Origin of the sequence: Collinsella sp. AF08-23, assembly GCF_003479805.1 — a bacterium.
In the GTDB taxonomy this organism is placed as follows: Bacteria; Actinomycetota; Coriobacteriia; order Coriobacteriales; family Coriobacteriaceae; genus Collinsella.
Map to the genome: position 1 here is coordinate 1 of NZ_QUHV01000020.1, position 14,572 is coordinate 14,572.

A 14,572-nucleotide genomic window follows, 5' to 3' on the forward strand; every position below is an offset into this window, starting at 1 on the left:
CATCGAAATTTATCGATGGCCTATTTCAGACTGTAATGGGGCAGCTCCCTGTGCAACCTGTAGACAGCCCTGAGGTGGCCGCGCTCGACGATTCGGCTACGAGGGGCGTTGAGTCCACGGTCGTTCCAGCTCCCACAACCATTCCCATTGCAGGAACAAGAGAATCAGCCAAGCAAGAGGAGCGCTCGGTGCGCCGTTACGCGCGCGGCGAGTTCCAGTGCCCGCCGCCGGACGACACCGTGCCCGCGCCAAAGCCCGGCGGCGCCGGCTACCGCTTCGTCAAGCGGGCGTTCGACATCTGCTTCTCCGCGGGGGTCTGCGCCGTCCTGACGATCCCCGTGGCCGCGGTGTGCGCCGCGATCTGCATCGACAGCCCGGGCAGGCCCTTCTTCCGCCAGGAGCGCATCGGGCGCGGCGGCAAGAGGATTTACATCTGGAAGCTGCGCAGCATGGTGCCGGACGCGCACTCGAACCCGGAGCGGTACATGACGCCCGAGCAGCTGGAGACCTGGAGGCGCGAGCAGAAGCTCGACGACGACCCGCGCGTCACGCGCGTGGGGCGCCTCCTGCGCCGGACGAGCCTGGACGAGCTGCCGCAGTTCATCAACGTGCTCACGGGCGACCTGTCCGTGATCGGCCCCAGGCCTGTGACCCTCGAGGAGACCTACGAGTTCGGGGACGCGCGCGACGAGTTTCTCTCCTGCAAGCCCGGCATCACCGGCTGGTGGCAGGTGACCGAGCGCAACGAGGCGACCTGGGAGAACGGCGATCGCCAGATGCTCGAGCTCTTCTACGTGCGCCACGCGAGCCTGGCGCTCGACCTCAGGATCTTCGTCCGCACGTTCAAGGCCATGTTCGTGGAGAGGACGGGGAAGTGACGGCTTCGGTATCGGTGGTCATACCGACGCTCAACGAGGTGCGCGAGATCGGGGGGCTGCTGGACAGCCTCCTGTCCCAGACGGTTGTGCCGGGCGAGATTCTCGTCGTGGACTCCTCGTCGGAAGACGCCACCCAGGACATCGTGGCGTCATACGCCGGCCGAGGGGTTTCGCTCGACGTCATCGAGCGCACCGAGTTCAACCATGGCGCCACGCGGCACAGGGCGTTTATGAGGACTGTCGGCGACTACACCCTGTTCATGACCCAGGACGCGGTGCCGGCGGGCGATCGCTATATAGAGAGGCTCACCGCTCCGCTCGGGTCCGACAAGACGATCGCCCTGGTGTCCGGCAGGCAGCTTCCCAAGCCCGACGCCCGCCGCTTCGAGCAGCTCGTGCGCGCGTTCAACTACCCGGACGAGCCATCCGTGAGGGGCGCGGAGGACCTGCCGAGCTACGGAATAAAGACGTTTTTCGCATCCGATGTGTGCTCGGCCTACCGCAGGACTGCCTACATGGAGTGCGGCGGGTTCGCCCCGGTCAACACCAACGAGGACATGCTCATGGCGGCGCGTTTTATCGCCGCCGGCCATAAGGTCGCGTACGAGCCCTCTGCCGCCGTCTACCACTCCCACAACCTCACTCCCGGACAGCAGTTCAGGCGCAACCGGGAGGTCGGCGCCTTCCTCGCGGCCCACGCCGGCGAGCTCATGGGCGCGTCGGAGATCGGCGAGGGAGGGAGACTCGTGAAGGCCGTCTCCGCGCAGCTGCTCCGAGAGGGGCGGCTCGGGGAATTCGTGGCGTTCGGGTTCGATTGCGCCGCAAGGCTAGCTGGAAACAGGATCGGTCGAAGGTCCGCAAAATAATTAGTTAAGGAGACCTCTCATGAAGGGCATCATCCTCGCGGGCGGCAGCGGAACGCGCCTCTACCCGCTCACCACCGTCACCAGCAAGCAGCTGCTGCCGGTCTACGACAAGCCGATGATCTACTATCCGCTGTCCACCCTCATGCTGGCGGGCATCCGGGACATCCTGGTCATCTCCACTCCGACCGACCTGCCCAACTTCGAGCGCCTGCTCGGGGACGGCTCGCGCTACGGAGTGAACCTGTCCTACGCCGAGCAGCCCAGCCCAGATGGCCTAGCCCAGGCCTTCACCATCGGCGAGGGGTTCATCGCCGGCGAGCCGTGCGCCCTCGTGCTCGGCGACAACATCTTCTACGGCAACGGCCTGTCCCGCCACCTGACGCGCGCCGTCCAGAACGCCGAGTCGGGGAGGGCCACGGTATTCGGCTACCACGTGGACGACCCCGAGCGCTTCGGCGTCGTGGAGTTCGACCGCGAGGGCCGTGCCGTCTCCATCGAGGAGAAGCCCGCCGAGCCCAAGAGCTCCTACGTCGTCACCGGCCTGTACTTCTACCCGGGCGACGTGGCCGCCAAGGCGCATAGGGTCGAGCCCTCCACCCGCGGCGAGCTCGAGATCACCACGCTCAACCAGATGTACCTGGAGGAGGGGACGCTGTCCGTGGTCACCCTCGGCCGCGGCTACGCGTGGCTGGACACCGGCACCATGGAGAGCCTGCACGAGGCCGCGGAGTTCGTCCGCGCCGTGGAGCACTCCCAGGACCTGCCGGTCTCGGTCCCCGAGGAGATCGCCTGGGAGAACGGCTGGATCACGACCGCCGGGCTCGAAGAGGCCGCCGAGGCCTACGGCAAGTCGGTCTACGGGCAGCACCTGAAGAAGGTCGCCGCCGGCGAGATCGTCAACAGCCCGCGCGATTAAGGATGATGCGACAATGAATGACTTCATCAAGAGTGATTTGGTTAGATATGGATCCGAGCCCCGTTTTTGGGGTTTCCTGAACCAATATTTGAGAAATAGGGCTTTTCGCTGGCAGGTTGCTTTTCGGCTCGTTAATTCTCGTGGGGTTGAAAGATTCTGGGGGGGGGTGCTCTGGCTGTTTCGCAATAGGCGGGATTTCAAGATAGACCGGGCGACGCAGATTGGCCGCGGGCTGTACATTGGACACGACGGCCCTGTTGTCATCAATCCCACTGCGGTAATTGGGAACAACGTTAATCTTTCGCAATTTACCACCATCGGTTCTAATGAGGGAAAGGCAGCGACAATTGGGGACAACGTCTACATCGGTCCTGGGGTTTGCATAGTGGAGGATGTGGTGATTGGGTCTAACGTCACAATCGGCGCTGGTAGTGTCGTTACGAAGGATATTCCTGACAATGCTACGGCAGCGGGTAATTACGCCAAGGTTCTCAATTTTGACAACCCTGGAAGGTACGTTAAGCGCAGGTGGACGGAAGATTCTTAGGTTAATCCACTTAGTTTTCTTTAGGAGATTTTTTAGTGAATAGCATGCTTTGTGAACCCAGGAACATCATCGTCACGGGCGGCTGCGGCTTCATCGGCAGCAACTTCGTGCACTACGTCGTGGACAACCACCCCGGGGTGCACGTCACCGTCCTGGACAAGCTGACCTACGCCGGCAACCCCGAGAACATCGCCGGGCTGCCCGCGGAGCGCGTGGAGCTCGTCGTGGGCGACATCTGCGACGCGGGGCTGCTGGACCGCATCGTCCCGGGCCACGACGCCATCGTGCACTACGCCGCCGAGAGCCACAACGACAACTCCATCGCCGACCCGCAGCCGTTCCTGCGCACCAACGTGGAGGGCACCTTCCGCCTGCTGGAGGCCGTCCGCAAACACGGCATCCGCTACCACCACGTCTCCACCGACGAGGTCTACGGCGACCTGGCGCTCGACGACCCGGCGAAGTTCACCGAGGAGACGCCCTATAAGCCGTCCTCTCCGTACAGCTCGACCAAGGCTTCCTCCGACATGCTCGTGCGCGCCTGGACCCGCACCTACGGCCTGCGCACCACGATCTCCAACTGCTCCAACAACTACGGACCCTTCCAGCACGTGGAGAAGTTCATCCCCAGGCAGATCACGAACATCGTCGACGGCGTGCGCCCCAAGCTCTACGGCCGCGGCGAGAACGTCCGCGACTGGATCCACACCGAGGACCACTCCTCGGCCGTCTGGGACATCCTCACCAAGGGCCGCATGGGGGAGACCTACCTCATCGGCGCCGACGGCGAGAGGAACAACATCACGGTCCTGCGCATGATCCTCGAGGCGATGGGACGCGACCCCGAGGACTTCGACTGGGTCGCCGACCGCCCCGGCCACGACCGCCGCTACGCCATCGACAGTACGAAGCTCCAGCGCGAGCTCGGCTGGAGGCCGGCGCACACCGACTTCGCCGAGGGGCTCAAGCAGACGATCGACTGGTACGTGGCCAACGAGTCCTGGTGGCGCCCCGCCAAGGAGGCCACCGAGGCCCGCTACCGCGCCCAGGGCCAGTAGGAGGGGATAGACCTATGGCAGACATCGCATTTGAGAAGGACCTCTCCGTCGCCGAGACCGGCATCGGGGGCCTGAAGGTCGTCGACCTCGCCGTCCACGGCGACTCGCGCGGCTGGTTCAAGGAGAACTGGCAGCGCGCCAAGATGTGCGCCCTGGGCATCCCGGACCTCAGGGTCGTCCAGAACAACATCTCCTACAACGACAGACGCGGCGTCACCCGCGGCATCCACGCCGAGCCCTGGGACAAGTTCATCTCGGTGGCGCGCGGCTCGGTCTTCGGCGCCTGGGTGGATCTGCGCGAGGGCAGCGCCACCTACGGGAAGGTGTTCACCTGCACGCTCGACCCGAGTAGGGCCATCTACGTCCCGCGCGGCGTGGGCAACTCCTTCCAGGCCCTGGAGGACGGCACCGCCTACACCTACCTGGTGGACGCCCACTGGTCCCTCGAGCTCAAGAGGACCTACACCTTCGTGAACCTCGCCGACCCCGAGCTCGCCATCGTGTGGCCCATCCCGCTGGACCGGGCCACCGTCTCCGAGGCCGACCTCGGCCACCCGATGCTCAAGGACGTCGTCCCCATGGCGCCCAAGAGGACGCTCGTCACCGGCTGCGACGGCCAGCTGGGCCGCGCGGTGCGCGCGCTGGCCGAGGAGCGCGGCGTCGCGAAGGACTTCGACTTCTGCGACATCGACACCTTCGACATGTCCGACCCGGACGCCTACGCGCAGTACGACTGGTCACTCTACGGCACCGTCATCAACTGCGGCGCCTACACGGCCGTGGATAAAGCGGAGACCCCCGAGGGCCGCGTGACCGCCTGGAAGGCCAACGCGACCGGCCCCGCCCTTCTCGCCCGCACCTGCGCCGGGCACGGGATCACCCTCGTGCACGTGTCCAGCGACTACGTCTTCGACGGCACCGCCGAGGTGCATGACGAGGACGAGCCCCTCAGCCCGCTTTCCGTCTACGGCCAGACCAAGGCCGCCGGCGACATCGCCGTGGCCGGCTGCCCGCGCCACTACATCATGCGCAGCTCCTGGGTCATCGGCGAGGGCCACAACTTCGTCAAGACCATGAAGGGGCTGTCCGACCGCGTCGCCGACCCGGACGACAAGCTGGACAAGGTCACCGTGGTGGACGACCAGCTGGGCCGCCTGACCTTCACGCGCGACATGGCCGCGGCCATCTTCCACGTGCTGGACGCGAAGGCCCCCTACGGCACCTACGACTGCACGGGCTCCGGCGCCGTGAGGAGCTGGGCCGACATCGCCCGCGCCGTCTTCGGGGCCGCCAACGGCAACGGCGACAGGGTCGTGCCGGTGTCGACCGCCGACTACTACGCGAGTGCCGAGGGCCCCATCGCACCGCGCCCGGTCCACTCCGCACTCGACCTGTCCAAGCTCGAGTCGGTCGGCTTCCATATGCCCGACTGGGAGGAAGAGCTCTCTTGTTACTTAGAAGCACCTGGAGTGTAGAATGCCTGAAATTAGCGTTGTCGTTCCTATATATAATGTATTTTCATATCTTCAGAAATGCGTGGAATCTGTTCTAGTACAGTCCTTCGAGGATTTTGAGTTGCTGCTTATCGACGACGGGTCTACTGATGGCTCTGGGGAGCTTGCGGATAAACTGGCTGTCGATGATGCCCGTGTCAAAGTTTTCCATAAAACCAACGGCGGGCTTTCTGATGCACGTAATTACGGAGTTAAGCATGCAATAGGAAAGTATGTTACTTTCATTGATTCAGATGACTGGATTGAGGAATCTTATCTTGAATATCTCTACTCTTTACTTGTGGGGAACGATGCGGACATCTCGACTTGTTATTTTAATAAGTGCCTAGGTGATAAGAGATATCCTTGGCGACGCCCAAGTGCTGAAGCTCTTGTTATGGATAGCAAAGAGGCGTTATTGTCCCTTCTATATCAGGAGCGGATTAATGTATGCGCTCCTTGTAAGCTTTACAGAGTGGAGCTTACAAGGAGCGGGATTAAGTATCCCGTAGGCAAGCATTATGAAGATGTGGATACGACGTGGCGCTTTATTGCAGAGTCGAGCAAAGTTGCTGTTGGACAGCAACCACTTTATAACTACGTTATGCGCCAAGGTTCTATTGTTCATCAGGTAAGCAATAGCATATTCGATCGTTCCGACCTTGCTTTGGATGCTTATGAGGGTTTGGATGCTCTTGGCGATGCTGATATAAGTATGGCGGCTGAGCGTTACCTTGTTTTTCATTATCTTAGTGTCCTTCGTTCAATTGATTTGAACAGTCGAGATCATCTCCTGCGCGCAAAGACACTATCTGATACCGTAAAAGAACACTCTCTACGTGTTCTATCCAATTCACGTACTCCACGCAGGGATAGGGTAGCTCTTTATGCGTTGCGATTTGGTCTTCACTTTTATCGTTTCGCCTGGAATGCATATTGCAAGCTGCGAGAGGATAGATAAAAAGACTTCATTTTGCTCGTGCGGGTGGCAATTGTGCCCAGGGGATTGGTTTTGATTTGGGCACCGTCATGTTTTTCGAAATATCTTCCTCATAGGCGTAATCCAATCTGCAGGCTTAATTTATTTGAAAACAGGGGAGATATCGACTTTTTTTTGGAGGATAAAATGGCGGATATTCCAAGGATAATTCACTATTGCTGGTTTGGTGGCTCTCCTCTTGGCCCAAATGAATTGAGCTGCATCGAATCTTGGAAAAAATATCTTCCTGGATACGAAATAAAGTGCTGGAACGAGAGTAATTTTGATATTGACTGTTGCGCCTATGTTAGGGAAGCCTTCAGTGTGCAAAAGTGGGCTTTTGTATCTGATTATGCTCGATTCAAAATCCTGTATGAATATGGTGGACTTTATTTCGATACCGATGTTGAGCTCGTTAAACCAATCGATGATTTGCTATCAAAAGGACCCTTTCTAGGTTTTGAAACTGATTATGGAAACATGACTTCTTCTAATATGGAAGACGGGCTTGTTATGGCGGTAAATCCTGGTCTTGGTATGGGATGTACACCGGGTCTTCCTATATATCGGCAAGTTCTCGATTCATATGAATCGAGTAGTTTTTTGCTGGCTGACGGCGATTTCGATAGAACAACTGTTGTTTACCGAACAACTAAAATTCTCGAAAGCTTCGGTCTGAATAAAACTAAGGGAATGCAGGAAGTTGCGGGTATTTCGATTTATCCGTCTGAGTATTTCAACCCAAAAAACCATTTGACTGGTGAAGTCAATTTTACTGATAACACCCGGTCAATACATCATTTTAAGATGTCGTGGTTTACCCCTCAGGAGAAGTTCCAACATTCCGTTAACCGATGGCTGTTGATGCACGGCGTAGAAGAAACGCCGGCAAAGATTATTTCTGTAGCGCTCTCTTTGGACATTAAGCGTGTGATCAGGCGTCTTAAGAAAAAGAAATAGAAAACTAAGTAACATTATTTGCCTTTATCGAACTGGTGTGCAATGAAAACAGTAAGTATAATGACATGGTATTCATATGAGAACTACGGCAGTGTGCTTCAGGCGGTTGCCTTGAATCGCGTGATAAGTGATTTGGGCTATAAAGCGGTCGACATTGCATACGATCCCAGTTTCGGACGAGCAACTCATGAGGGTTCTCGACTGAGCTTTGTCAGTAAAGCTATCAGGAAAATTGCTAATAATGCGCGCGGCACATTCCCAGCTAACTATACAGATAAGTCACAGCTTTTCAATAGTTTCGTTTCACGATTCTTGACTCTAGCGGATGACCTTGAATCGAAGGAAGCGCTCTCGCTGTTTTCTAATTGCTTTGATGCTTATGTCTGCGGTAGTGATCAGATATGGTCTCCTCGCTGCTTCGACTCGTCGTATTATCTGGATTTCGTTGCAGATAGCCAACGCATGGTCGCCTATGCCCCGAGTTTTGGATGTGATTCATTAGAGCCATTTTCTTCCGGGGATCAGATAGCTTCTTTACTTCGAAGATTCAATTCCATCGGAGTTAGGGAAGCAAGCGCGGTCGATATCGTTGAGAAGTGCACCGGTCGTAAACCTCCGGTTGTTTTGGATCCGACTCTGCTCCTAGAGGGAAAAGAGTGGGAAAGGTTCGCTACTCAAATTAGCGAGAATGAACCCTACTGTCTGATCTATCTTCTCGGATCTGATAATTGCAACTTAAAATGTGCTCAGGAAATCGCTCGAGCAAATGGGCTCAGGCCGGTGCTTGTTCCCGTTTTCAAACGTGACCAAAAACTGGATTATTGCGCTCGCTTTCCTATTGGCCCCGCGGAGTTCCTCTCATTGGTGTCTCATGCGAATCTTGTCTGTACCGACTCTTTTCACGGCATGGTTTTTTCGACTATTTTTCAGAAGGATTTTATCGCCTTCGAGCGGTTCGACCCTAACAGCAGTGATTCGCAGAACACTCGCATATATAGCTTCCTTGAGATGGCCGGGGCCGAAGATGCCCTCCTGCCGCGCCACGAGCTTGGCGAATGGGAAAAACATGTCGGGGGGTCTCTCGATTATTCCTATATAAACCGGCGTATCGAGGCGAAAAGGAGCGAGTCTATCGGCTACCTTCGTTCTGCTTTGGCGTGGGCAACGGCGGATAGGGCTGGTGATCACTAGTGGCGGGCTATCGCTCCTTTGCCAAGAACGTCGGTCTTCTGACTCTCGCGAACTTCGGAACTAAGATCCTCAGCTTCCTCTTGGTGCCACTGTACACGAGCGTGCTCACTACCAACGAGTACGGCACCTACGACATTGCCGTCACTACGATTGGCGTACTTGTCCCGTTGCTGACACAGAACGTCGTTGACGCGGTTCTGCGCTTCTCGATGGACAAGAACGTCGACAAGGGCGGGGTCTTGAGCATTGGCATCAGACATTTCCTAATTTCGCTTGTTCCGGTCGTTTTGGTGCTTATCGCCAACTCCGTCTTTGGTGTCTCCCCCGTGCTCGTCGAGCTCAGTCCCCTCGTCTTGCTTCTCTATGTGAGCCAGGCACTCTCGGGCATCGTCCTCTACTATGTCCGCGGTATCAACAGGTTCACTGATATCGCCGTCTCGAGCGTGATGTGCAGCGCTCTGATTATCGGTTGCAACATCGTCTTCCTTGTTGTCTTTCAGTGGGGTCTTTCCGGGTATTTCCTTGCGAATATCGTCGGGCCACTTCTTCAGTGCGTCTATCTGCTGATGCGGCTCAAACTGCACGGTGTCAATCCGTTCCACGTCGATAAACAGCTCGAACACGAGATGCTTATCTACAGCCGTCCTATGATGGCTAACTCTATTTCATGGTGGGTCACCAACGTCTCGGACCGCTATGTCGTGACGTTCTTCTGCGGCGTTGCTGCGAACGGCATCTACTCCGTGGCGTCGAAGATTCCCAGTATCCTTAGCATCGTGCAGACAGTGGTAGGGCAGGCATGGACGATTTCCGCTGTCGAGGAGTTCGATCCAGAGGACTCTAACGGCTTCTTCTCGAACATGTACGCCGCATATAACTGTGCGATGGTCGTCGTCTGTTCCTTCATCATCGCATGCAACCTGCTGCTCGCGAGGATTCTCTATGCGAAAGAGTTCTACGCGGCGTGGCAGTACGCGCCCTTCCTGACAATCTCCATCGTTTTCGGTGCGCTCGCCGGGTACGTGGGAGGAGTTCTCGCCGCCGTCAAGGACTCCAAGGAGTTTGCGCGTTCCTCGGTCGTCGGCGCTGTCGTGAATATCGCGCTGAACATTTTAACAGTGCCTTTCATAGGGGCGCTTGGCGCCGCTGTCGCCACGTTCGTGAGCTATTGGGTGACATGGTTCATGAGAGTACAGAAGCTCAAGAGCTATATGAGAATCAGGATCAACATCATTAGAGACTACGTTTCCTATGCTCTGCTTGTGCTGCAGGCGGTTCTGTTCTTTACACCGCTCAGCCTCGTGGCGGTTCACTCCTGCGAGGCCGTGCTCGTCGTTATCATCGTCGTCCTCTACCGTAGAGAAGTTTTCGCGGTGCTTCGCAAGGGGCGCTCGGTCGTCAAGAAGGGAAAGTGATTCAAGTGGATAAGCCGTTGGTTTCCATAGTCGTTGCCATTTATAAATCAGAGAGGTTTCTCGACAAACTGATCACATCGATCATTCGGCAGACCTACCCGAACCTCGATGTCATCCTCGTGGACGACGGGTCTCCCGACGAGAGCGGCGCGGTCTGCGACCGCTATGCTGCGGAGGATCACCGAATACGCGTGATTCACAAGCCGAACGGGGGGACTTGCGACGCCCGCAACAAGGGAATAGAGTTGGCGAGGGGCGAGTACCTCGTCATCATCGACGGCGACGACTGGCTCGCCCCCGATTACATCGAGTACCTGCTGAGGCTGATCCAGCGCCCGGGCGTGAACATGTCGATGACAGACTCGGTGTTCACCACGCGGGATCTCAAACAGAACGAGGAGGACAAGGTCGTCGATTTGACCTCGGAGGAGGCTATTGCAGAGATCATCTATCCTTGGATTCCCATCGGACCTTGGAACAAGATGTATAGCATGAAGTCGCTAAAGGACGCCGGAATTACCTTCAGTACTAAGTGGTCTGGCGAGGGGCTCTACTACGCTACCATGGCTGCACAGGCGGCGGGTAAGGTCGCCATGGGACACCGCCGCATCTACTACTACCGTCTTGACAACGAGAACAGCGGGCTTACTCACTACAACGTTGAGATGGGGACCAACGCGCTCGAGAATATCAAGTTCATCAAGGACAGCCTTACCATACGCACCCCGAAGACGATCAACGCGTGCGACTGGCACATCTGGAAGAACTACGGGTATACGTTGTTCTTGATCATTGCCACCGGTCGACAGAACGAACTTGCAGACCTCTACAGCGACTGTATCAGGAACATGCGGAAGCGCCTGCCGGGCGTCCTGCTGAAGTCCGAGATGAGGCCGAAGAGTAAAGCGAAGATGCTGATGAAAGGCCTTTTCCCAGTCTGCTGGGCGAAGCGCGACTTGAGGAGAGAAACTGAGGCGCGTAAACGGGATCAGGCTGCCAAGAACGGGGGGAACTAACATGTTCGGGATAAAGACCGCTGCAAAGAACGCTGTTAAGGCTCTGCGGGCTAAGGAGATACTGCCCGTCCAGAAGATCGTCGATTCGGACAGGGCGCTAGAGGGCAAGGTCGCCTTCATCGCCGGGGGGAGTGGCGGCATAGGTATGGCCATCGCGGGAGCTCTTCTTGATTCCGGTGCCAAGGTAGTTCTCGGCGGCACCAGGGCGGAGAAGCTCGAGGCCTGTCGACAGAAGCTTGGTCATACCGAGGATGTTGCATATGTCGTGATGGACGCGTCCGACGCCGATGCGGCGGTCGATGTCGTAGCTGAGGCAAAGGCGGCCTTCGGCAGAGTTGATATCTTCGTGGAGTCTTCCGGTGTCCATACCGATGGTGTTGATTTCTGGACCATGACGCCGGAGGAGTACGACAGGGTCATGTCCGTCAACTTGCGGGGTGCGTTCTTCATCTCTCGCGCCGTAGCACGAGAGATGATTGATTCGGGCACAAGGGGGCATATTCTCTTCGTGAACAGCTCTCGCGGCTTTGAGCCTGCTTGGTCTCCGTACGGCCTCTCAAAATGGGGTTTGAAGGGTCTGACGCAAGGGCTTGCAAAGACCCTGCTTCCCCACGGCATCGTCGTGAACGGAATCGCGCCCGGTTCGACTGCGACGCCATTGATTGGTGTGAAAGAGGGGGATGCGATCACCTCGGGTGAAAATGGCGTCGGGCGTCTCGCCACGCCGACCGAGATAGCTGAATGGGCGAAAATGCTCGTTGGTCCTTCCGGAGACATGGTAGTTGGGGAGACGATCCTTGTTTCTGGTGGAAGAGGCGGCATCGAGATCCGTTAGCGATGCAATTTGAGTCGACGGAATGCCGCTCGGTTCAAATTTGGACAGCGGAGATGAACGCTACTTTTTGATTTGAAAGCCAGGGCGTGCATTAGCAGATGCCCTTTTATTGGAAACTCAACCATACGGAATTATATGAACACACGGCTTAACATCACTGATATAAAAAACGCCGGCTTTGAGCACGTCCGTCTTGGCCAAGTTGATGCAGCTCTTTTCGGTTATTACGTTGCCTTCACACTGTACTCTATATGCAGTTTTATCGAGCTCACGACCTTCTATGAAGTGTTTGGCGTCGACAGACAGGAAGTTATTAAATTCTGTCAAATTATTATTCTATTCCTACTTTTATTCAAGTTCGTTTCGCAGAGAGCTTCTTTCTCCGGCTGGCTTCTTGCCCTCGCGGTTGTGCTGATTGGCTATAAATCGTGGCGGAGCAGCGGTGAAAACTGGTTCTTTTGGCTTTGCCTCTTTGTTGTGTGCTCGGACAAGGTAAGGATAAGGACTCTTGCTGCCATATCGTTGAGCGTGATTTCGATGCTTTTCGTTCTTACGGTCACTTGTTGCGAACTCGGGTTGATTGAGAACCGACTCTTTGTTCGCTCCGGTGAGATGCGATTTGCATATGGATTCAAGCATCCGAATTACCTTGGATTTTATTTAATGGCAATTTGCATTTTCTTTTCAACGCTTCGCTTCGGCGCAAACCCGCTCCCCGATATTGTCCTAATTCTCGTTACTTTCCTGATTAACATATTTGTTGTAGGCTCTCGATCCAGCGCTATCATGAGCTTGGCCCAGATTCCTCTTCTCCTTGTCTTCGATTATTGCAAAGCGCAGCGCTCTCGCAATATCGCTAGGTTTTCTCTTTTGTTGATGGTTCTTGTTGCTATAGCCGGGAGTCTTGCGGTCATGGTTGTGTATAGCCCATCTATTCCTGCCTTGCGGCAGCTCAATACATTGCTTAGCAATAGGTTTAGTCTGGCGCATAGCTACTATTCCATGCAGCCATTGACGCTGTTTGGATCCGACTTTAGCGGCCATGCGCCTATTTACTGGGAGCTTGGAAAGCCTACTAACTTCATTGTTGACAACGCGTTCTGTCATATTCTCCTTCGCTATGGCATCATTCCGTCTATTATTTTCTTCGGCGGCGTGCTTGCGTTGATGGTTGTCTTGATCCGAAAGCAAACATGGAATTCACTTATTTTCGGATTAACTTTGATGCTGCTATTTGGTATCGGTGAAACTCTTGGAGCGCGCGTCGACTGTAATATTTTCTTAGTCGCATTTGGACCTGCGTTATTATTTTCAGATAAATCGGTGTTTGAATCTGATGCCTGCTAAATTCCTTCCTTGCATGAACTGATTCTATCTATCCATTACAGGTGGTAATAGGACATCGACAATTCTCGAGGACAGTATTCGGCGTATTGCCTACGATATGGATAAGTCTCGAGTGGTTGTCTAGCGGGGATCGTGTCCCAAATGTTGGTGTAAGAGCCGTTTCGCCTGAAGGGTGGAAAGCGGCCATCGCCTAGAATCTTCAATTGTCGAGATCGATTGATTCTAAAGAAAGGCGATGACCACATGAACAGTTTAGACCACGAGATGCCGCGATTCGACGACGGCATGGTCAACATCCGGGAGCTCGTCCGCGTCATGGCGGAGTCCCTCGTCAACGAGATCATGGACGTGCAGGCGGAGGACGCGTGCGCCGACGGCAACCAGCGCAACGGATATCGCGAGCGCGCGCTCGTCACCAGCGTCGGGACGATCAACCTGCGCATCCCCAAGCTCAGTCGCGGGAGCTACTTCCCGGAGGACCTGCTGGTCCGCTACTCCAGGGTCGATAGGGCGGTGGTCGCGGCGGTCTCCGAGATGGTGACGTGCGGCGTCTCCACGAGGAAGGTCGAGCGCGTGGCGTCCGCCATGGACGTCGACCGCATGAGCTCGAGCCAGGTCTCGAGGATCTGCGAGTCGCTGGACGAGACGGTGGCCGACCTGCAGGAGCGGGACCTCTCCGACGTGGCGTTCCCCTACATCTGGGTGGACGCAACCCACGTCAAGTGCCGCGACGGGGGCCATGTCTCGTCGTGCGCGCTCGTCACGGCCATAGGCGCGGGGGCGGACGGCCACCGCCGCCTGCTCGGGATCGACGCGATCGACACGGAGAGCCACGCCGGCTGGATCTCCTTCCTGAGGTCGCTGCGCGGGAGGGGCGTCTCCGGCGTCGCGTGCGTGACCTCGGATGCCCACGAGGGCCTCAGGCGCGCCATCGAGGAGGTGTTCCCGGGGGCCGCCTGGCAGAGATGCGTCGTGCACCTCATGAGGAGCGCGGCCTCCTGCGCCCCCACCCGCCAGAAGAGGGCGGCCGTGATGTGGCAACACCTTCTTGAACAAATCTACGAGAGGATC

At 56.6% G+C, this 14,572-nt stretch carries 14 protein-coding genes; all 14 read left to right on the forward strand.

Going from position 1 to position 14,572, the window contains the following annotated elements; genetic code table 11:
* Nucleotides 1-35: 35 nt before the first annotated feature.
* Nucleotides 36-878, forward strand: coding sequence for a sugar transferase (locus tag DWV48_RS08955; RefSeq protein WP_118654450.1), 843 nt, complete (start codon nt 36-38; stop codon nt 876-878).
* On the forward strand, nt 875-1,744 hold the full coding sequence (locus tag DWV48_RS08960; protein WP_118654451.1) for a glycosyltransferase family 2 protein: 870 nt from the start codon (nt 875-877) through the stop codon (nt 1,742-1,744). Before DWV48_RS08955 ends, DWV48_RS08960 begins: the two co-directional genes overlap by 4 nt.
* 19 nt (nt 1,745-1,763) lie before the next feature.
* Complete coding sequence (gene rfbA / locus DWV48_RS08965) at nt 1,764-2,660, forward strand: glucose-1-phosphate thymidylyltransferase RfbA (protein ID WP_118654452.1); 897 nt, start codon at nt 1,764-1,766, stop codon at nt 2,658-2,660.
* Between the two features lie 13 nt (nt 2,661-2,673).
* Nucleotides 2,674-3,207: a serine acetyltransferase gene (locus tag DWV48_RS08970; RefSeq protein WP_118654453.1), complete on the forward strand. Its 534-nt coding sequence runs from the start codon at nt 2,674-2,676 to the stop codon at nt 3,205-3,207.
* A 44-nt stretch (nt 3,208-3,251) separates the two neighbouring features.
* Nucleotides 3,252-4,265 carry a dTDP-glucose 4,6-dehydratase gene (gene rfbB / locus DWV48_RS08975; RefSeq protein WP_118654454.1) on the forward strand — a complete coding sequence of 338 codons (1,014 nt, stop codon included), beginning with the start codon at nt 3,252-3,254 and terminating at the stop codon, nt 4,263-4,265.
* A gap of 14 nt (nt 4,266-4,279) precedes the next feature.
* Nucleotides 4,280-5,740 (forward strand): sugar nucleotide-binding protein, encoded by a 1,461-nt coding sequence (locus tag DWV48_RS08980; protein WP_118654455.1) that lies wholly within the window; start codon nt 4,280-4,282, stop codon nt 5,738-5,740.
* A gap of 1 nt (nt 5,741) precedes the next feature.
* The gene (locus DWV48_RS08985) at nt 5,742-6,719 is read left to right on the forward strand and encodes a glycosyltransferase family 2 protein (RefSeq protein ID WP_118654456.1); all 978 of its coding nucleotides are present in this window, start codon (nt 5,742-5,744) and stop codon (nt 6,717-6,719) included.
* Nucleotides 6,720-6,884: 165 nt separating this feature from the next.
* Nucleotides 6,885-7,697, forward strand: a complete 813-nt coding sequence (locus tag DWV48_RS08990; RefSeq protein ID WP_118654457.1) for a glycosyltransferase family 32 protein — start codon at nt 6,885-6,887, stop codon at nt 7,695-7,697.
* Between the two features lie 60 nt (nt 7,698-7,757).
* Nucleotides 7,758-8,888 (forward strand): polysaccharide pyruvyl transferase family protein, encoded by a 1,131-nt coding sequence (locus DWV48_RS08995; RefSeq protein WP_233546255.1) that lies wholly within the window; start codon nt 7,758-7,760, stop codon nt 8,886-8,888.
* Nucleotides 8,888-10,303, forward strand: a complete 1,416-nt coding sequence (locus DWV48_RS09000; protein ID WP_118654459.1) for a lipopolysaccharide biosynthesis protein — start codon at nt 8,888-8,890, stop codon at nt 10,301-10,303. Before DWV48_RS08995 ends, DWV48_RS09000 begins: the two co-directional genes overlap by 1 nt.
* A 5-nt stretch (nt 10,304-10,308) precedes the next feature.
* Complete coding sequence (locus DWV48_RS09005; RefSeq protein WP_199588949.1) at nt 10,309-11,319, forward strand: glycosyltransferase family 2 protein; 1,011 nt, start codon at nt 10,309-10,311, stop codon at nt 11,317-11,319.
* A gap of 1 nt (nt 11,320) precedes the next feature.
* A complete protein-coding gene (locus DWV48_RS09010; protein ID WP_118654461.1) occupies nt 11,321-12,154 on the forward strand; it encodes an SDR family NAD(P)-dependent oxidoreductase in 834 nt (277 codons plus the stop codon).
* 135 nt (nt 12,155-12,289) lie between these two features.
* Nucleotides 12,290-13,501, forward strand: a complete 1,212-nt coding sequence (locus DWV48_RS09015; protein WP_118654462.1) for a hypothetical protein — start codon at nt 12,290-12,292, stop codon at nt 13,499-13,501.
* A gap of 243 nt (nt 13,502-13,744) precedes the next feature.
* Nucleotides 13,745-14,572: IS256 family transposase (locus DWV48_RS09020; protein WP_118654463.1), on the forward strand; the 828-nt coding region annotated here is incomplete at its 3' end.